This window comes from Nonomuraea sp. NPDC052129, from assembly GCF_040680095.1.
In the GTDB taxonomy this organism is placed as follows: domain Bacteria; phylum Actinomycetota; class Actinomycetes; order Streptosporangiales; family Streptosporangiaceae; genus Nonomuraea.
In genome coordinates this window covers 371,342-389,937 of sequence record NZ_JBFAVX010000001.1, presented here as the reverse complement: position 1 = coordinate 389,937, position 18,596 = coordinate 371,342, and the positions used below count along the sequence as shown (strand labels likewise).

Genomic DNA, 18,596 nt, shown 5'->3' with positions numbered 1-18,596 from the left:
TTGCTCGTGAGTACGCAGCGGCGAGTGGTGATCGCGGAAGACGAGGCCCTGATCCGCCTCGATCTCAAGGAGATGCTCGAGGAAGACGGCTACATCGTCGCGGGCGAGGCCGGTGACGGCGAGCGGGCGATCCAGCTGGCCACCGAGCTGAGGCCGGACCTGGTGATTCTCGACGTCAAGATGCCCGTCCTCGACGGCATCTCGGCGGCCGAGCGGATCGTGGCGGAGCGGATCGCTCCGTGCCTCATCCTGACCGCCTTCTCCCAGCGCGACCTGGTCGAACGGGCCAGGGACGCGGGGGCCATGGCCTATCTGGTCAAGCCGTTCACCAAGGCCGACCTGGTGCCCGCGATCGAGATGGCGGTCAGCAGGCACGAGGAGATGGTGGCGCTGGCCGCCGAGGTGTCGAGCCTGTCCGACAGGCTGGAGACCAGGAAGCTGGTGGAGCGGGCGAAGGGGCAGCTGATGTCCGCGCACGGCTGGAGCGAGCCGCAGGCGTTCCGGTGGATCCAGAAGGCGTCGATGGATCGCCGGCTGAGCATGCGCGAGGTTGCCCAGATCGTTATAGATGACACGGCGGAGCGCGCCTGAGGGGCCATATATCACCGGATTTGTCCCCTCGGGTTGTGGCGCGATTACGAGTGGGCATCCAACCGGCCTCGGTTTCCTTCGCCTGAGGCGTCCCGGTCGCATGCTGATGGGCGGACAGAAGATCCGCTCACCTGGACGGAGACGCTTCGATGATCCGCATTTCCCGGGCCATGACCGTCGCCATCGCGGCGGCCATGGCACTGGCGGCCTGTTCCACGGGAGGCACCACCACCGCGCCGACCTCCGCGAATACGGCCACCGCTCAGGCGACGGCGACTGGGAGCGCGGTCAAGGGCGACGGCACCCTGACCATCGGCTCGGTGCTGCCGCAGACGGGGTCGCTGGCCTATCTCGGCCCGCCCGAGTACGCCGGCGTCGACCTGGCCATCAAGGAGATCAACGACGCCGGCGGGGTGCTCGGCAAGCCGGTCACCAAAATCCATACCGACTCGGGCGACACCACCACGAACATCGCCTCGCAGTCGGTCGACAAACTGCTCGCGCAGAAGGCCGACGCCATCATCGGCGCCGCGTCCTCGTCGGTATCGGAGTCGATCATCGACAAGATCACGCGGGCGGGCGTCGTGGAGTTCTCGCCGGCCAACACCTCCGACAAATTCACCACGATCAAGGACGACGGACTCTACTTCCGTACGGCCCCGCCGGACAAGCTTCAGGGGCGGGTCCTGGGCGACCTGGTGGTGTCCGACGGCAACGACACCGTCGGCATCCTGGCCATGCAGGACTCCTATGGCACCGGCCTGGCCGATCAGGTCACGCAGACCGCCGAGGCGGGCGGCGCCAAGGTGGTCGAGCGGGTGGACTACGACCCCAAGGCGCCCGAGTTCTCCGCCGACGTGGCGAAGATCAAGGCGGCGAACCCGAAAGGCATCGTGCTCATCGGCTTCGACGAGACCGCCAAGGTCGTGGCGGAGCTCGTCAAGCAGGGCCTGACGACGGACAAGTACAAGTGGTACATGGTCGACGGCAACATGTCGAACACCAACTTCCTGAAGATGCCCAAGGGCACGCTGAAGGGCGTCAAGGGCACCATCCCCGGCGCGGCGGCACCCGAGGCTTTCCAGAAGCGGCTCCTGGGCATCAACCCGAAGCTGACCAACTACACCTACGCCGCGGAGTCGTACGACGCGGCGAACCTCATCGCGCTGGCCGCCGAGGCGGCCAAGGACGACACGGGCGCGGCGATCGCGGCCAAGCTCGTGGACGTCAGCAAGGGCGGTGAGAAGTGCAAGGACTTCAAGTCCTGCGACGAACTGCTCAAGGCGGGCAAGGACATCGACTACGACGGCGTGAGCGGGCCGGTCGACTTCAACGACGCGGGCGATCCGTCGGTCGCGACGATCGGCGTCTACCAGTACGGCGCCGACAACAAGTACAACGCCGCCAAGGCGCTCGAATATCGCAAGGGCGACATCTCCGGCTGACGCCCCCGCAACGAAGCGACGGCCCCGATCCGAGGATCGGGGCCGTCTGCCACTGACAGAGACATTACAAATGGGTATAAAAAGGCAGTAAGAACTCCACGCCTCCTCCCCAAACAGGCATGCTGAGCTTGGGAAACGTGGCGAGGTAGATCGTTCCCTTCGCTGACATAGAGGGGAGTCACATGATGCGCAAACTGCTGACGGCAGCGGCGGTCTCGAGCCTGGCATTGACGGCCTGTGGTGGCGGCGGTGGCGGCGCGGACACGGGGGCCAAGGAGGCGACGTCGGCCGCTCCGACCTCCGCCGCCGCGGCCAAGGGCGACGGCACGTTGACGATCGGCACTCTGCTGCCGCAGACGGGGTCGCTTGCCTTCCTCGGCCCGCCCGAGTTCGCCGGTGTGGACGCCGCGATCAAGGAGATCAACGACGCGGGCGGGGTGCTCGGCAAGCCGGTTACCAAGATCGATACGGACTCGGGCGACACGACGACGAACATCGCCTCGCAGTCGGTGGACAAACTGCTCGCGCAGAAGGCGGACGCCATCATCGGCGCCGCGTCGAGCTCGGTGTCGGAGTCGGTGATCGACAAGATCACGGGTGCCGGGGTGGTCCAGTTCTCGCCGGCCAACACCTCCGACAAGTTCACCACGATCAAGGACGACGGCCTGTACTTCCGTACGGCGCCGCCGGACAAGCTGCAGGGCCGGGTGCTGGGCGATCTGATCGTGGCCGACGGCAACGACACGATCGGCATCCTGGCCATGCAGGACTCCTACGGTTCGGGCCTGGCCGACCAGGTCACGAAGACCGCGCAGGATGCCGGGGCCTCGGTGGTGCAGCGGGTGGACTACGACCCGAAGGCCGCCGACTTCTCCGCCGACGTGGCGAAGATCAAGGCGGCGAACCCGAAGGCGGTCGTGCTGATCGGCTTCGAGGAGAGCGCCAAGGTCGTCGCGGAGCTGGTCAAACAGGGCCTCACGGCCGACAAGGTCAAGTGGTACATGGTCGACGGCAACATGTCCAACAGCAACTACCTGAAGATGCCCAAGGGCACGCTGGCGGGCGTCAAGGGCACCATCCCCGGCGCCGCGGCGCCCACCGACTTCCGGAAGAAGCTGCTGGCGATCAACCCCAAGCTGACCAGTTACACCTACGCCGCGGAGTCGTACGACGCCACGATCCTCATCGCGCTGGCCGCCCAGGCGGCCAAGGACGACAGCGGCCGGTCGATCGCCGCCAAGCTGCCCGAGGTGAGCGAGGGCGGCGAGAAGTGCAAGACCTTCAAGTCCTGCGACGAACTGCTCAAGACCGGCAAGGACATCGACTACGACGGCGTGAGCGGCCCGGTCGAGTTCAACGCCGCCGGTGACCCGTCGGTCGCGACGATCGGCGTCTACCAGTACGGCGAGAACAACGAGTACGACGCCACGAAGGCGCTGGAATATCGCACCGGCAAGATCGCGGGCTGAGACTCAGCCGCCCAGCCCGCACGTCTTGAGCGCGTAGGCGGTCAGCCGCTCCTGGAGCGGTTTGGGTGGCACGACGATGACCACGCGTTCCTCGCCGCCGTCGATGGTGGCCCGCACGGGGAACAGGAACGCCTTCTTGCCCTCGGCGAACGCGTGCGGGTCGCAGCGGCCGGGGGTGAGCTCGAGGGCGAGTTGCGCCCGCTGCGCCCCGGCGTCCAGGGTCGCCAGCGGCCTGCTCTTCTTGACGGGGGTGGCGATGTAGTGGGTGGTGCCGCCCACGTCCTGTACGGCCACCACGCCCGCGCTGCGGCGGGTCAGGACGAGGCTGCCGCGCATCACCTTGCCGACCTGCGTCCAGTCGTCGCCGAACTCGATGTCGGCCGCCTCCGTGATCAGGAACGCGGAGCACTCGTCGCGCAGCAGCCGGGTCAGCAGCGGGTCCGGGTGCGGCACCTTGAAGACCACCCTGCGCAGCGGCTCGGACCCGGTGCGGAGGTGGGCCACGACCGTGGCCGGCTGCAGCGACGGCAGGCCCTTGGGCGAGCAGTTGGCCGCCCCGTACGGGATGCGCAGGTCTGTGCGAGGCGTCCGCTTCAGGAGCGCGTCGGCGCGTTCGGGAGGCAGTGTCTTGAACGACGGTGTGACAAGCTGAACGTCCGAGAAATAGACCGGAGTGTCCGTCGCATTGGTGACGGCCACTTCGAGGGCGTGCACAGGCTCGTCAGAGCGCCACTGGGCCAGCGAGACCGACACCCCTTTGGGAGGGTCGGCAGAAGGCGCGGCGGGCGCCTCAGGGGCACCACAGCCCGCCAGAAGAGCAATGGGCAGGATCGCCATAGCGAGGAAGGCCGCTGTGCGCTTCACGAGTCGAACATTAGGCGTGATCCTCAGGCTCCCGTAAGTTGAGGAGTGATTACGACTCCGCATCCAAGTACCGACAGTTCTCCCTTTCATCTGTTGAACTGGCCTTACGTTCTATAGCTTTCCGTCATTCGATTCGGGAACGTCGGCGGTGCTGACCTCACCCGGCCTGGAGATGAAGGAGACACTTCATGATCCGCATTGCTCCCGCGGGACGGGCGCTGGCTGTCGTGGCTGCCACGAGCCTGGCCCTGACAGCCTGCGGTGGTGGCGGTAACACCGCTGCGCCGGCCTCGTCCTCGGCCGCGCCATCCAGTGCGGCTGCCCCGGCTGCCAAGGGCGACGGGACCTTGACTGTTGGCACGCTGCTGCCGCAGACCGGTTCGCTTGCCTTCCTCGGCCCGCCCGAGTTCGCCGGTGTGGACGCCGCGATCAAGGAAATCAACGAAGCCGGTGGCGTGCTTGGCAAGCCGGTGACCAAATATGACACCGACTCCGGTGACACCACCACGAACATCGCTTCGCAGTCGGTGGACAAGCTGATCGCGCAGAAGGCCGACGCCATCATCGGCGCCGCGTCCTCCTCGGTGTCGGAGTCGGTGGTCGACAAGATCACGGGTGCCGGCGTGGTTCACTTCTCGCCCGCCAACACCTCTGACAAGTTCACCACGATCAAGGACAACGGCCTCTACTTCCGTACGGCTCCGCCGGACAAGCTGCAGGGCCGCGTGCTGGGCGACCTGATCATCGCCGACGGCAGCGACACGGTCGGCATCCTGGCCATGCAGGACTCCTACGGCACCGGCCTGGCCGACCAGGTGGCCAAGACCGTCACCGACGGTGGCGCCGAGGTCGTCGAGCGCGTGGACTACGACCCGAAGGCGGCCGACTTCTCCGCCGACGTCGCGAAGATCAAGGCGAAGGCTCCGAAGGCCATCGTGCTGATCGGTTTCGAGGAGACCGCCAAGGTCATCCAGGAGCTGGTCAAGCAGGGTCTGCCGGCCAGCAAGCACAAGTGGTACATGGTGGACGGCAACACCTCCAACACCAACTACGCCAAGATGCCCAAGAACACCCTCAAGGGCGTCAAGGGCACGATCCCCGGTGCCGCCGCTCCGGATGACTTCAAGGCCAAGCTCATGGCGGTCAACCCCAAGCTGGAGGACTTCAGCTACGCGCCTGAGTCCTACGACGCCATGAACCTGATCGCGCTGGCCGCCGAGGCCGCCAAGAGCGACGCGGGTGTCGACATCGGCGCCAAGCTGGCCGAGGTCAGCAAGGGCGGCGAGAAGTGCAACAACTTCAAGTCGTGCGTCGACCTGCTCAAGGCCGGCAAGGACATCGACTACGACGGCGTGAGCGGTCCGGTCGAGTTCAACGAGGCCGGTGACCCGGCGGTCGCCACCATCGGCATCTACGAGTACGGCGCCGACAACAAGTACCCGACCAAGGCGCTCGAGTACCGCACCGGCAACATCGCCGGCTAGTCCGTACGCCGCACACCCTGGAAGGCCCGGTCCGCTGGATCGGGCCTTTCGGCTGTTCCACGGTTGTTCGCCGCGAGCCGTTCCCGGCCTATTGGCCTATTGGCCGCAGCCCGCCACGATCTCGTCGGCGGCGATCCGGTACTGGGCGAGCAGCGCCACCTGCCGCTCACGCGGAACGTCGGCCCTGGACAGGCCCGCCGTGGTGGACTCGACCGTGCGCACGGCCGTACCCAGCGACTCTGGCAGGCGCGGGCCGAACTGCAGCGTGATGCCGCGCGCCTCAGCGAGGCGGCCGAGCAGCGCGTCCTCGAAGTTCTGGGTGTTCTCCTGGCCCTTCGGCTTCAGCATGAGGCCGACGTAGCCGATCGCGGAGACCACGCGTGCGCAGGGGTCGTCGGTGGGGTCGCCGCCGGTGCTGTACTTGCCGGCCGAGGCGGCGCCGTTCTGACACGCGACGAGGATGGGCAGCAGGAGCGCGATTGTCGCAATTCGTCTCACAGCGCTCATTAAAGAACGGCGAAGGGGCCCCTGGGGAGCCCCTTCGCCGTTTTGAGATCTTCTAGGCCTTGGCCAGGGTGCCGAGGTAGAGCTCGATCACCTTGGGGTCGTTGGCCAGCTGGCGGCCGGTGCCGGTGTAGGCGTTGCGGCCCTGGTCCAGCACGTAGCCGCGGTGGCAGATCTGCAGGCAGCGCCGGGCGTTCTGCTCGACCATGATGACCGTCACGCCCGCCTTGTTGATCTGCTGGGCCTGGATGAACACCAGGTCCTGCAGCATGGGCGACAGGCCCGCCGACGGCTCGTCCAGCAGCAGCACCGACGGCTCGGTCATGAGCGCCCTGGCCATCGCCACCATCTGCCGCTCGCCGCCCGACAGCGAGCCGGCCCGCTGCTTGCGCCGCTCCTTGAGCGCCGGGAACAGCTCGGCGACGAACTCGAAGCGCTCCTTGAACTTGCCGGGCACCTGGAAGGCGCCCATCTCGAGGTTCTCCTCGATGGTGAGGCTGGGGAAGACGTTGTTGGTCTGCGGGACGTAGCCGACCCCGCGGGAGACCAGCGAGTGCGCCTTCATGTTCGTGATGTCCTCACCCTTCAGCACCACGGTGCCGCTGCGGATGTTGACCAGCCCGAACATGGCCTTGAGCAGCGTCGACTTACCGGCGCCGTTGGGGCCGATGATGCCGATCAGCTCACCCTCGCCGACGTACAGGTCGGAGCCGTTGAGGATGTTGACGCCCGGCAGGTAGCCGGCGATGAGCTCGTCGCAACGCAGCACGGCGTTCGCGGCACCCGCCAGGTGGGCGCCGCGGTCGGTGATGGCCGCCTTCGACTCGGGCTCGGAGCCCGGTGCGGACTCGGGGACGGCGTTCACTTCTGCGTCTCCTCTTCGATCTCGGCCTCCAGCGCCGCCTCCGCCTGGTGCAGCTGCTCTTCGAGCTCGCTGTCCGACAGCGGCGCGTCGTGGTGGGCGCCCAGGTAGGCGTCGATGACGCGGGAGTCGGACATGATCGTGTCCGGTGGCCCCTCGGCGATGATGGCGCCCTGGGCCATGACGATCACCCAGTCGCTGATGTCGCGGACCATGTCCATGTCGTGTTCGACGAACAGCACGGTCATGCCCTGATCGCGCAGGTCCTTGACGTGACCGAGCAGTGACTGGGTCAGCGCCGGGTTGACGCCCGCCATCGGCTCGTCGAGCATGACCAGCTCGGGCTTGACCATGAGCGCGCGGGCCATCTCCAGCAGCTTGCGCTGGCCGCCGGACAGCGATCCGGCGAAGTCCTCGCGCTTGGCGTCGAGCTTGAACCTGGTCAGCAGATCCTCGGCCTGCTCGGTGATCGCCTCCTCCTGGGCCCGCCAGGAGCCGGGCACCAGCGCCCGCCAGAAGTTCTCGCCGCGCTGCTGCTGGGCGCCGAGCCGCATGTTCTCCATCACCGTCAGCCTGGACAGGGCCTTGGTGAGCTGGAAGGTACGGACCATGCCGGCGCGGGCCACCCGGTGAGCGGGCACTCCGCTCATGGTGTTGCCGTTGAACGTCCATTTGCCGGCGTCAGCGGTGTCGAAGCCGGTGAGCTGGTTGAAGAACGTCGTCTTGCCGGCGCCGTTGGGGCCGATCAGGGCGGTGATGGAGCCGCGCTGGATCTCGACGTGGTCCACCTCGACGGCGGTCAGGCCGCCGAAGCGGCGCACGACGCCGTCGACCACGAGGATCGGGTCGGGCTTGGGCACGCCGGGATCGCGAGCCAGGTCCTTGAAGGCGGCCAGGGCCGCGGCCTTGCGCTCGGAGATGGTGCTTGCAGCTGTTGTTTCAGCGGACGACGGGTTAGCGGACGACGGGTTAGCGGACATCGAAAGCTATCTCCCTCTTGTCACCGAAGATGCCCTGTGGCCGGAAGATGAGCAACAGGATCAACCCGAGACCAACCAGGATGTAGCGCACCGGGCCGACCTGGATCGAGGTCATGAACGGGATGTACCCCGCCTGAACCGCTTCACTGAGCACACCGTTGACCAGGACCAGCAGCACCCAGAAGATCATGGATCCGACGACGGGGCCGAGCACGCGGGCCGCGCCACCGAGGATCACGATCGTGTAGGCGAAGAAGGTGGTCTCGGTGCCGAAGACGTCGGGCTGCACCGAGGCGTACGCCAGGCCGTACACGAAGCCGCCCAGGCTGCCGATGACGCCGCCGAGGATCAGCGACTGCATCTTGTAGGAGAAGACGTTCTTGCCGAGGCTGCGTACGGCGTCCTCGTCCTCGCGGATGGCCTTGAGCACGCGGCCCCACGGGCTGCGCATGAGCAGGTAGACGATGCCGCAGGAGAGGGCGACCAGCACCCAGCCGACGAGCATGATCCACAGGATCCGGTGGTTGAAGGTGAACCAGCCGATGCCGTACTCGCCCTCGGGGAAGGGGTTGAGCGCGTAGAAGCCGTCGGAGAAGCCGCGCTGCCCGTCGGAGCCGCCGAACACGTTCTTGAACGCCACCGAACGGAAGATGAGCCTGACGATCTCGGCCGCCGCGATGGTGACGATGGCCAGGTAGTCGGCCCGCAGACGCAGCGTCGGCGCGCCCAGTAGCAGCGCCAGGAGCACCGCGGCGATGAGGCCGACCGCGATGCCGATCCAGAAGGGCAGGCCCAGGACGGTGACCGTGACGGCCAGGCCGTAGCCGGCGACGCCCATGAACGCCGCCTGCCCGAAGTTGAGCAGGCCCGTGTAGCCGAAGTGGATGTTGATGCCGATCGCGGCTAGCGCATAGAGCACCGTCTCGACGCCGATGGCGGACTTGACGGTCGTGCTGATGATCGTGATCCAGTCCATGTGACTCCCCCCGTCAGCCGATCCGCTCTCGGCGGCCCAGGATGCCCTGTGGCCGGAAGAGGAGCACGATGATGAGTACGGCCAGCGCGCCGACGCTCTTGAGCTCCGGCGGCACCCACAGCGTGGAGACCTGGATGAACAGGCCGACCACGAGCGAGCCCACCAGGGCGCCGAACGCGGTGCCGAGCCCGCCGAGCGTCACACCGGCGAAGATGAGCAGCAGGATGTCCTGGCCCATGGTGTATTTCAGGTTTTGCGACAGGCCGAGCATGATGCCGGCCAGCGCCGCGATGGCGCCGCCCGTGGTCCAGATGATGCGGATGACCCGGTCGACGTTGATGCCCGAGGAGGCGGCCAGCGCCGGGTTGTCGGCGACCGCGCGGGCCGCCTTGCCGGTGCGGGTGCGCAGCAGCGCCATGCCGACGATGATGAGGACCACCAGCTCGATGCCCATCGCGACGAAGTTCTTCGGAGCCGCGGAGATCGGGCCGATCTCGATGCCCGGCTGGGCGGTGTATTGGGCGAACGACTCGTTCTGCCCGCCGAACAGGATCAGGAAGACATAGCGCAGGAAGAGCGCTACACCGATCGAGATGATCATCATGGCGATGGTGCCGGTGCCGCGCCTGCGCAGCTGCCCCCAGAAGAAGCGGTCCTGAAGGTAACCGAGCGCGCCTCCCGCGATCACCGCGATCACGGCCGCGGGGATCAGATGCAGGCCGAAGCCCACGTTGAACATGTAGGCGAGCAGCGCGCCCATCGTGACGAGCTCACCGTGGGCGAAGTTGGTCAGGCCCGTGGTGCCGTAGATCAGCGAGAGGCCGAGCGCGGCCAGCGCGATGATCAGGCCGAGGTTCAGGCCCTCGAAGGTGAGCTGTGCCGCCTGGTCCAAGAAGGGGCTGGTCTCGGCGCCCTCGTCCGGGGCCGGTTGACCCGCCGCGCCCTTGGGCTGCAAGGCGAACAAGACGGTGGACATGTTGCCGGAAAAGACGGTCGGGGTGCGGACGGCGTTGCCGCCCCGGATCGCCGCGTTGGCAGGAAGCGTCTTGACATCCAGCGTGACCTTGTACTTGCCCGGTTTGTCGACCGGGACTTCCCACGCGCCCTGGGCGTTGCTTGTGACCTCCTTGACGGGTTGTCCGCCTTCGGTGGTCACGACGATTTTCACGCCGTTCACTGGTTGGCCTTGGAGTTTGAGTGTTCCCTTCAAACCCTGATCGGGGGCCGCCGCCTGGGCGGGGACCGCGAGCAGGAAGATGAGTCCACCCAGGAAGGCCGTGAACGCGATCACGGCTCTGCGCAATGGTGCTCCCTCAAATAGGTCAAGGCGGGGTTGTGCCCCTCCATCTCGACACGTGGGCATCGCAGGCACAACAAAACTGGATGCTGTGGCGGGAGCTTATTCTGGTCGCGCCCGGTTCAGTATCGTTCGTCACCAATTAGTGACACGTGCGTGTCGCTCGCGTGAGGAACCAAGACGCCAGGTCAGGGGCTAAATGCCGCTAGACGCCTGGCGCTTCAGGGGCGCTAATGCATAACCATCGCTGCAGAACGTGAACGAGCCCGCGGAAGAGGACCTTTGGGACCATGTAGGGCTTCCCCGGCCTCACACGTTATCTACTCGGCCTCCCCGCGGGCTCCGCTTGGACAACCGTAGCGACCCACGGGGCTCGTGTGCAAAGAGAGCCGGAAAGTCGCGTGGCGTTCAGTGATCACGCAGCCCGCGGGTCGCCGATCGTGCCGCATGTACGTCGGCGATCGCACGGCATGCGCGTCACGTGCATGGCACGCGGGTCAGCGATCGCGCAGCATGCAGGTCAGCCGGGAGGTGCACACGCGCCGCCCCTGCTCGTCGGTGATCTCGATCTCGTACGTGGCCAGCGAGCGGCCGCCGTGCAGCCGGGTCGCCACGCCGGTGACGAAGCCGGAGGTGGCCGATCGGTGGTGGGTGGCGTTGATCTCGATGCCGACGGCGATGCGGTCCGCGCCCGCGTGGATGGCCGCGCCGGTCGAGCCGAGCGTCTCGGCGAGCACGACGGACGCACCGCCGTGCAGCAGGCCGTACGGCTGGGTGTTGCCCGCGACCGGCATCCGGCCCACGACCCGCTCCGCGCTGGCCTCGACGAACTCGATGCCCATCCGGTCGGGGAGCGTGCCTTCGTGGACGGCGTTCAACGTCTGGAAATCCACCGGGTCGATCCGCGTCAAGGGGAGTCCTCCAGTCTTCCGAGCTCAGGTTTTCTGTCGGAGATGGAGACTAGGCTGCTTGTGTGCCGAAGAGTGAAGTGACCCCCAGCCGCCCGTGCCTGTTGCTGCTCGACGGGCATTCCCTGGCCTATCGCGCGTTCTACGCGCTCAAGGACGCCAACCTCATGACCACCGACGGTCAGCACACCGAGGCGGTCTACGGGTTCACCTCGATGCTGACCAACATCCTGCGCGACGAGCAGCCGTCGCACGTGGCCGTCGCGTTCGACCGGTCGGAGCCGACGTTCCGGCACGAGGAGTACGCCGACTACAAGGCCAACAGGAGCGAGACCCCCGAAGACTTCCGGGGTCAGATGCAGCTCATCTACGAGCTCCTCGACACGCTGCGCGTCCCGCACCTGTCCAAGGCCGGGTTCGAGGCCGACGACCTCATCGCCACGCTCGCCACCCGGGCCAGCGCCGAGGGCATGAACGTGCTGATCGTCACCGGCGACCGCGACGCGCTCCAGCTGGTCGACGAGCACGTCACGGTCCTGATGACGCGCCGCGGCATCAGCGACATGACCAGGTTCACGCCCGAGGCCGTCGAGGAGAAATACGGCCTGACCCCGGTCCAATACCCCGACTTCGCGGCGCTGCGCGGCGACCCCAGCGACAACCTGCTCAGCATCCCCAGCGTCGGCGAGAAGACCGCCGCCAAGTGGGTTCGCGAGTTCGGCTCGCTGACCGCGCTGGTCGACCGGGTCGACGAGGTCAAGGGCAAGGTCGGCGACAAGCTGCGCGAGCACGTCGCCCAGGTGCTGATGAACCGCCGGCTCACCGAGCTGCTGCGCGACGTCCCGATGGAGGTCGACCTGGGCGAGCTCAAGCAGGGCGTCTGGGAGCGCGAAGAGGTCAACAAGCTCTTCGACACCCTGCAGATCCGCGGCGAGCTGCGCGAGCGCGTCTTCAAGGTGCTCGGCACCGGCGAGCAGGAGCCCGACCAGGGCTTCGAGGTGGAGACCATCATCCTCGGCCCCGACCGGGTCGCGGGCTGGCTGTCCGCGCTGCCCGCCGGCCGGGCGGGCCTGGCCGTCAAGGGCGCCTACGGCAGCGGCACCGGGCGCATCGACGCCCTCGCGATCGCCTCGCCCGATGGCACGGCCGCCTTCATCGACCCGGTCAAGCTCACCGAGTCCGACGAGGTCGCGCTGCGGGCCTGGCTGGCCGACGCCGACCGGCCCAAGGCCGTCCACGACGCCAAGGGCCCGATCCTGGCGCTCTGGGCGCAGGGCATGAGCCTCAAGGGCCTGACCTGCGACACGGCCCTGGCGGCCTACCTGGCGATGCCCGGCCAGCGCACGTTCGCCCTCGAAGACCTGGCCCGGCGCTACCTCAACCGCGACCTGCGCGCCGAGGAGGAGTCCAGCGGGCAGGCCGCGCTGTTCGGCGACGACGAGGACGCCCCGGCCAAGGACCTGGCGCTGCGCGCCCACGCCGTGCGCGAGCTGGCCGAGGCGCTGGAGACCTTCCTGACCGGTCGCGGCGGCACCCAGCTGCTGACCGACGTGGAGCTCCCGCTGCTGAGCGTGCTGGCGGAGATCGAGCGCGCGGGCATCGCCGTCGACAGCGAATACTTCGCCGCTCTGGAGGCCGAGTTCGGCGCCGCGGTCAAGCACGCGGTCGAGGAGGCGCACGCGGCCGTCGGCGAGCAGTTCAACCTGGGCTCGCCCAAGCAGCTGCAGGAGATCCTGTTCACCAAGCTCAACCTGCCCAAGACGAAGAAGATCAAGACCGGCTACAGCACCGACGCCGACCAGCTGGCCTGGCTCGCCACGCAGACCGAGCACGAGCTGCCGGTCATCATGCTGCGCCACCGCGACCAGACCAAGCTGCGCACCACCGTCGAGGGCCTGATCAAGGAGGTCTCCGACGACGGGCGGATCCACACCACGTTCAACCAGATCATCGCGGCCACGGGCCGCCTGTCGTCGGAGAAGCCCAATCTCCAGAACATCCCGATCCGCACCTCCGAGGGCCGCCGCATCCGGCAGGGCTTCGTGGTCGGCGCGGGCTACGAGACGCTGCTCACGGCTGACTACAGCCAGATCGAGCTGCGCATCATGGCCCACCTGTCGGGCGACGAGGCGCTGATCGCCTCCTTCGAGTCGGGCCACGACTTCCACCAGGCGACCGCGGCCCGGGTGTTCGACCTGCCGCCCGAGCAGATCGACGGCGAGCTGCGGGCGCGCATCAAGGCGATGAACTACGGCCTCGCCTACGGCCTGTCCGACTTCGGGCTCTCCGGGCAGCTCAACATCCCGGTGGCCGAGGCGCGGGCGCTCAAGGAGGAATACTTCCAGGAATTCGGCGGCGTCCGCGACTTCCTGCAGGCCATCGTCCAGCAGGCGCGCACCGACGGCTACACCGAGACCATCATGGGCCGCCGCCGCTATCTGCCCGACCTGACCAGCGACAACCGGCAGCGCCGGGAGATGGCCGAGCGCATGGCGCTCAACGCGCCCATCCAGGGCTCGGCGGCCGACATCATCAAGGTGGCCATGCTCAACGTCTCCCAGGCGATGAGGGAGGAAGGGCTGGGCTCCCGGATGCTGCTGCAGGTCCACGACGAGCTGGTGTTCGAGGTGGCCCCCGGCGAGCTCGACCGGCTCCGCGCCCTCGTGTGCGACCAGATGAACGCCGCCTACCACCTGCGGGTCCCGCTGGAGGTCTCCGTGGGCGTCGGCCGCACCTGGGAGGACGCGGGCCACTGACCGCCCCCAACGCTCGCGACGACGAGCGTGGGGGCTCGCGCGGCCGATCCGGCTGACCGGCCCCTGACGCTTGTGACGGTGAGCGTGAGGGGCGGCGTGACCGATCCCCTGACGCTCGTGAGGGGCCGCGTGACCGATCCCCCTGACGCTCGTGAGGGGCCGCGTGACCGATCTCGCCGTACCGGACGTTTACCCCCGTACGGTGGGGCAAGTCGATCTTTGTCCGGTGGGACCGTCTGGCGCTGAGCGGCGGCGGTCCCACACCGTGAAGCAGGGTGGTCCGGCGGGTCGCGAACGGCGGCCAATACGGGGTTCTGGACTACCCTGAGGGTAATTTCCCCCGAGTGGCACGGGAGCCTTGTGCGATCGTCAGCGTCCTTCCCCCGGTTAATCGCCCTCGCGAACGTCATGGTCGTGTCAGTGGCGGTCATCGGGCTGATGCTGCAGTCCTCCTCCGGCCGGTCCGTGCCCGGGCCGCCGGCGGTGGCCAAGATCGAGCAGTCCGCGCAGCCCACCCCCGCCGAGCCCGTGCCGACGTTCGCCGAGCCGCCCGGGGTGGTGTCCACGCCGGAGTTCGCCAAGCAGGTCAGGGCCAACGAGCTCGGGCTGGTGCCGGTGCTGATGTACCACCGGATACTCAAGAAGCGGATCGCCTCCATCGACCGCACGCCCGACCAGCTGCGAAAAGAGCTGGAGAAGCTGGCCAAGCAGGGCTACGCGCCGATCACCGCCAAGGAGTTCGCCACCGGCGACATCCGGGTGCCCGCCGGCCGCTTCCCCGTGGTGCTGACCTTCGACGACGGGCACGAGAGCCATTTCAGGCTCGACGCGAGCGGCAACCCCGCGCCGGACACCGCGGTCGGGGTGCTCCTCGACGTGGCCCGGCGCTATCCCGAGTTCCGGCCGGTCGCCACGCTGTGGATCAACCACGACCCGTTCGGGCTGCGGCAGCCCGACCAGCAGGCGGTGGCCGTGCGGTGGCTGGTCGAGCACGGGTTCGAGGTGGCCAACCACACCTGGTCCCACCCCAATCTGGCCGCCATGCGGAAGAAGAAGGTCAAGGAGCAGATCGTCCGGCTCGAACGGCTGCTGAAGAAGCTCGGCGCCGGGCCCGCCGTCACCATGGCCCTGCCGTTCGGGGCGATGCCGCACCCGAAGAAGATCGCCCGGCACGGTGAGTGGGACGGCACGTCCTACGACTTCGCGGGGGTCTTCCTGGCCGGGGCCGAGCCGTCGCTTTCGCCCTTTGCGAAAAAATTCGACCCCGTGGCCATCCAGCGCATCCAGAGCAACGGCAAAAAGGGCGAATGCCGCAAATGGTGCTCGCAGTACTGGCTGGAGTGGCTGAACAAGCACCCAGGCGAGCGCTACGTGTCCGACGGGGACCCCGCGAAGATCTCCATCCCGCAGCGTCTTCAGGGTAATATCACCCCGAAGCGGAAAGATCAGCTGATCGTTTACTGACCAGTGCGGGGCCGGTTGGATTGACCCCACGCTCAACGTCTCATATGCTGATCGCTGCGCTGTGGGCTCGCGCGCGCCTCAGACGGAGCGGGCTCGCGCTCGGTCACGTCGATGTCGTTATTTCTCGGCTTGATGCGGAAGAGGGCCTGCCGCGCGTCCGCCACATCGACATCCTGTCCGCGTTCGGAGCAATTCCACACATGACGTCCAGCACTGAGGCCACCTCGAGCACCCCGCAGGTAGCGGTCAACGACATCGGGTCCGAGGAAGCCTTCCTCGCAGCGATCGACGAGACCATCAAGTACTTCAACGACGGCGACATCGTCGAGGGCACCGTCGTCAAGGTCGATCGAGACGAGGTCCTTCTCGATATCGGCTACAAGACCGAGGGTGTCATCCCCTCGCGTGAGCTTTCGATCAAGCACGATGTCGACCCAGCGGACGTCGTGGAGGTCGGCGAACACGTCGAAGCCCTGGTTCTCCAGAAGGAGGACAAAGAGGGCCGCCTGATCCTGTCCAAGAAGCGCGCTCAGTACGAGCGCGCCTGGGGCACGATCGAAAAGATCAAGGACGAGGACGGCATCGTCACCGGCACCGTCATCGAGGTCGTCAAGGGTGGACTCATCCTCGACATCGGCCTCCGTGGCTTCCTGCCGGCGTCCCTGGTCGAGATGCGCCGTGTCCGCGACCTGCAGCCGTACGTCGGCCGCGAGCTCGAGGCGAAGATCATCGAGCTGGACAAGAACCGCAACAACGTGGTCCTGTCCCGCCGCGCCTGGCTCGAGCAGACGCAGTCCGAGGTTCGCCAGACGTTCCTCAACACCCTCCAGAAGGGGCAGGTCCGCAAGGGCGTCGTCTCCTCGATCGTCAACTTCGGTGCGTTCGTGGATCTCGGCGGCGTCGACGGCCTGGTCCACGTGTCCGAGCTGTCCTGGAAGCACATCGACCACCCCTCCGAGGTTGTCGAGGTCGGCCAGGAGGTCACGGTCGAGGTCCTCGATGTCGACATGGAGCGCGAGCGCGTCTCCCTGTCGCTCAAGGCCACTCAGGAAGACCCGTGGCAGCAGTTCGCCCGCACCCACCAGATCGGCCAGGTCGTGCCGGGTCGCGTCACCAAGCTGGTGCCGTTCGGCGCGTTCGTCCGGGTCGAGGAGGGCATCGAGGGCCTGGTCCACATCTCCGAGCTGGCCGAGCGCCACGTGGAGATCCCGGAGCAGGTCGTCCAGGTCGGCGACGAGATCTTCGTCAAGATCATCGACATCGACCTCGACCGGCGTCGCATCAGCCTCTCGCTGAAGCAGGCCAACGAGGGTGTCAGTGGCGCCGAGGTCGAGTTCGACCCGACGCTCTACGGCATGGCGGCGACCTACGACGACCAGGGCAACTACATCTACCCCGAGGGCTTCGACTCGGAGACCGGTGAGTGGCTCGAGGGCTTCGACAAGCAGCGCGAGGAGTGGGAGCGGCAGTACGCCGAGGCCCAGACCCGCTTCGAGGCGCACAAGAAGCAGATCGAAGAGGCTCGCAAGGCGGAGGCCGAGGCGGGCGAAGCCGCTCCCTCGTCCTACACCGGTGAGACCGCGGCTCCGGCCAGCAGCTCGGGCTCGTCCGCTCCGGCGGCCGGCGCCCTCGCCTCCGACGAGGCTCTCGCGGCTCTGCGCGAGAAGCTCGCGGGCGGCCAGAGCTGACCTGGTTGACTAGCTGACAGAGAAAAACCCTGCACCATCCGGTGCGGGGTTTTTCTTTTGGGTTAATGCGGAACGTTCCTTTCCGCGATGCTTCCTAGGGTTGGCACATGATCGAACCCTTCCGCATCACCATTCCGCAAGCCGACCTCGACGACCTGAAGGACCGGCTCACCCGTACCCGCTGGCCGCGGACGCTGCCGGGCGGCGGCTGGAGCCGGGGCGTCCCGGTCGGTTACCTGCGTGACCTGGCCGCGTACTGGGCCGACGGGTTCGACTGGCGGGCGCAGGAGGCCAAGCTCAACGCCTTCCCGCAGTTCACCACGGACATCGACGGGCAGCGCGTGCACGTTATGCACGTACGCTCGCCGGAGCCCGGCGCGCTGCCGCTGATCCTCACGCACAGCTGGCCGAACACCGTCGCCGAATTCCTGAACGTCATCGGCCCGCTCACCGACCCGCGCGCCCACGGCCTCGACCCGGCCACGGCCTTCCACGTGGTGGCCCCCTCGCTGCCCGGTTTCGGCTTCTCGCCGTTCCCCGAGCCCGCCGACGAGCGGCCCTGGAGCATCGTACGGGTGGCGCGGACCTGGGCCGAGCTGATGGAACGACTCGGGTACGAGCGGTACGGCGCCCACGGCAACGACGCCGGGGCCCTGGTCACCCCGCAACTGGCGGCCATCGACAGAGATCATGTGATCGGCTCGCACATCACCGCCGGGCTCGGCATCCCCACCGGCGATCCGGCCGAGCTCGCCGACGCCACCGAGGCGGAGCTGGCCGAGCTCGCGGACCTGACCCAGCGGTTCGCCGGAGGCAGCGGCTATGGGCCGTACCTCGCCAAGCGGCCGCAGACGCTGAGCTTCGGCTTCACCGACTCGCCGGTGGCGCAGCTGGCCTACCTGGTGGAGCGGTTCAAGGAGTTCGACGGCTGGCCCGACGAGGAGGCCGCCGAGCCCATCGACCGTGACCTGGTGCTCACGAACGCGAGCCTCTACTGGCTGACCGCGACGGGCGGCTCATCGTCGTGGACGTACTACGAGGGGGCGGCGGGCATGCCGATCAACCAGACCGCGGTGCCGAGCGGGGTGTCGCACGGCGGCTCTCCGCTGCTCCGGCGCATCGCCGAGCGCGGGAATCGGGTCGTCCACTGGGCGGGCGAGCACGGCGACAGCCACATGGTGGCGATGAACTCGCCCGAGCCGCTGGTACGGAGCATCCGCACGTTCTTCGGAACCCTGGAAGGGCGGCTGGGAGGGGCACCGGAAGCTCTGGAAGGGGCGCGGTAGCGGCTTCCGGAGGGAGCTCTGA

15 protein-coding genes are annotated in these 18,596 nt (G+C 67.6%); 8 read left to right on the top strand and 7 right to left on the bottom strand.

All coding sequences use genetic code 11. From position 1 onward, the window contains the following. Nucleotides 1-6 precede the first annotated feature (6 nt). The 3 genes from AB0L53_RS01795 to AB0L53_RS01785 all read left to right on the top strand — a co-directional run bounded on the left by AB0L53_RS01795 (nt 7) and on the right by AB0L53_RS01785 (nt 3,505). Nucleotides 7-591, top strand: a complete 585-nt coding sequence (locus AB0L53_RS01795) for a response regulator (protein ID WP_357945566.1) — start codon at nt 7-9, stop codon at nt 589-591. A 149-nt stretch (nt 592-740) separates the two neighbouring features. Next, a complete protein-coding gene (locus tag AB0L53_RS01790; RefSeq protein ID WP_363988883.1) occupies nt 741-2,036 on the top strand; it encodes an ABC transporter substrate-binding protein in 1,296 nt (431 codons plus the stop codon). Nucleotides 2,037-2,218: 182 nt separating this feature from the next. Continuing rightward, nucleotides 2,219-3,505 (top strand): ABC transporter substrate-binding protein, encoded by a 1,287-nt coding sequence (locus tag AB0L53_RS01785; RefSeq protein ID WP_363988881.1) that lies wholly within the window; start codon nt 2,219-2,221, stop codon nt 3,503-3,505. 3 nt (nt 3,506-3,508) lie between these two features. On the opposite strand, the gene AB0L53_RS01780 is transcribed toward AB0L53_RS01785, so the two are convergent. Continuing rightward, nucleotides 3,509-4,369, bottom strand: a complete 861-nt coding sequence (locus AB0L53_RS01780; RefSeq protein ID WP_363988878.1) for a hypothetical protein — start codon at nt 4,367-4,369, stop codon at nt 3,509-3,511. A 188-nt stretch (nt 4,370-4,557) separates the two neighbouring features. Here AB0L53_RS01780 and AB0L53_RS01775 point away from each other — a divergent pair, with 188 nt between their 5' ends. After that, entirely contained in the window at nt 4,558-5,853 is a 1,296-nt protein-coding gene (locus AB0L53_RS01775; RefSeq protein WP_363988875.1) for an ABC transporter substrate-binding protein, read from the top strand. A 96-nt stretch (nt 5,854-5,949) separates the two neighbouring features. On the opposite strand, the gene AB0L53_RS01770 is transcribed toward AB0L53_RS01775, so the two are convergent. The 6 genes from AB0L53_RS01770 to AB0L53_RS01745 all read right to left on the bottom strand — a co-directional run bounded on the left by AB0L53_RS01770 (nt 5,950) and on the right by AB0L53_RS01745 (nt 11,314). Next, nucleotides 5,950-6,351, bottom strand: a complete 402-nt coding sequence (locus AB0L53_RS01770) for a hypothetical protein (RefSeq protein ID WP_357945579.1) — start codon at nt 6,349-6,351, stop codon at nt 5,950-5,952. 61 nt (nt 6,352-6,412) lie between these two features. Beyond that, nucleotides 6,413-7,168 (bottom strand): ABC transporter ATP-binding protein, encoded by a 756-nt coding sequence (locus AB0L53_RS01765; protein WP_358538836.1) that lies wholly within the window; start codon nt 7,166-7,168, stop codon nt 6,413-6,415. 50 nt (nt 7,169-7,218) lie between these two features. Next, nucleotides 7,219-8,199, bottom strand: coding sequence for an ABC transporter ATP-binding protein (locus tag AB0L53_RS01760; protein WP_363988871.1), 981 nt, complete (start codon nt 8,197-8,199; stop codon nt 7,219-7,221). After that, entirely contained in the window at nt 8,189-9,175 is a 987-nt protein-coding gene (locus tag AB0L53_RS01755; RefSeq protein WP_363988869.1) for a branched-chain amino acid ABC transporter permease, read from the bottom strand. Before AB0L53_RS01755 ends, AB0L53_RS01760 begins: the two co-directional genes overlap by 11 nt. Nucleotides 9,176-9,188: 13 nt before the next feature. Then, complete coding sequence (locus AB0L53_RS01750) at nt 9,189-10,478, bottom strand: branched-chain amino acid ABC transporter permease (RefSeq protein WP_358538074.1); 1,290 nt, start codon at nt 10,476-10,478, stop codon at nt 9,189-9,191. A gap of 491 nt (nt 10,479-10,969) precedes the next feature. Continuing rightward, the gene (locus tag AB0L53_RS01745; RefSeq protein ID WP_225291836.1) at nt 10,970-11,314 is read right to left on the bottom strand and encodes a hotdog fold thioesterase; all 345 of its coding nucleotides are present in this window, start codon (nt 11,312-11,314) and stop codon (nt 10,970-10,972) included. A 131-nt stretch (nt 11,315-11,445) separates the two neighbouring features. Here AB0L53_RS01745 and polA point away from each other — a divergent pair, with 131 nt between their 5' ends. The 4 genes from polA (at nt 11,446) to AB0L53_RS01725 (ending at nt 18,574) form a co-directional block, all read left to right on the top strand. Then, nucleotides 11,446-14,136, top strand: coding sequence for a DNA polymerase I (polA, locus tag AB0L53_RS01740; RefSeq protein ID WP_363988866.1), 2,691 nt, complete (start codon nt 11,446-11,448; stop codon nt 14,134-14,136). Between the two features lie 408 nt (nt 14,137-14,544). After that, entirely contained in the window at nt 14,545-15,600 is a 1,056-nt protein-coding gene (locus tag AB0L53_RS01735) for a polysaccharide deacetylase family protein (protein WP_363988863.1), read from the top strand. 200 nt (nt 15,601-15,800) lie between these two features. Next, nucleotides 15,801-17,288, top strand: coding sequence for a 30S ribosomal protein S1 (gene rpsA / locus AB0L53_RS01730; RefSeq protein WP_225291707.1), 1,488 nt, complete (start codon nt 15,801-15,803; stop codon nt 17,286-17,288). Between the two features lie 107 nt (nt 17,289-17,395). Next, nucleotides 17,396-18,574 (top strand): epoxide hydrolase family protein, encoded by a 1,179-nt coding sequence (locus tag AB0L53_RS01725; protein ID WP_363988860.1) that lies wholly within the window; start codon nt 17,396-17,398, stop codon nt 18,572-18,574. Nucleotides 18,575-18,596 lie beyond the last annotated feature (22 nt).

What these genes read in the sequence shown, in the direction of transcription:
- AB0L53_RS01790 (WP_363988883.1), top strand. Translation starts at nt 741, where the DNA reads ATGATCCGCATTTCCCGGGCCATGACCGTCGCCATCGCGGCGGCCATG.
- AB0L53_RS01755 (WP_363988869.1), bottom strand. Translation starts at nt 9,175, where the DNA reads ATGGACTGGATCACGATCATCAGCACGACCGTCAAGTCCGCCATCGGC.
- AB0L53_RS01735 (WP_363988863.1), top strand. Translation starts at nt 14,545, where the DNA reads ATGGTCGTGTCAGTGGCGGTCATCGGGCTGATGCTGCAGTCCTCCTCC.
- AB0L53_RS01725 (WP_363988860.1), top strand. Translation starts at nt 17,396, where the DNA reads ATGATCGAACCCTTCCGCATCACCATTCCGCAAGCCGACCTCGACGAC.
- rpsA (WP_225291707.1), top strand. Translation starts at nt 15,801, where the DNA reads ATGACGTCCAGCACTGAGGCCACCTCGAGCACCCCGCAGGTAGCGGTC.
- AB0L53_RS01760 (WP_363988871.1), bottom strand. Translation starts at nt 8,199, where the DNA reads ATGTCCGCTAACCCGTCGTCCGCTAACCCGTCGTCCGCTGAAACAACA.
- AB0L53_RS01785 (WP_363988881.1), top strand. Translation starts at nt 2,219, where the DNA reads ATGATGCGCAAACTGCTGACGGCAGCGGCGGTCTCGAGCCTGGCATTG.
- AB0L53_RS01745 (WP_225291836.1), bottom strand. Translation starts at nt 11,314, where the DNA reads ATGGGCATCGAGTTCGTCGAGGCCAGCGCGGAGCGGGTCGTGGGCCGG.
- AB0L53_RS01775 (WP_363988875.1), top strand. Translation starts at nt 4,558, where the DNA reads ATGATCCGCATTGCTCCCGCGGGACGGGCGCTGGCTGTCGTGGCTGCC.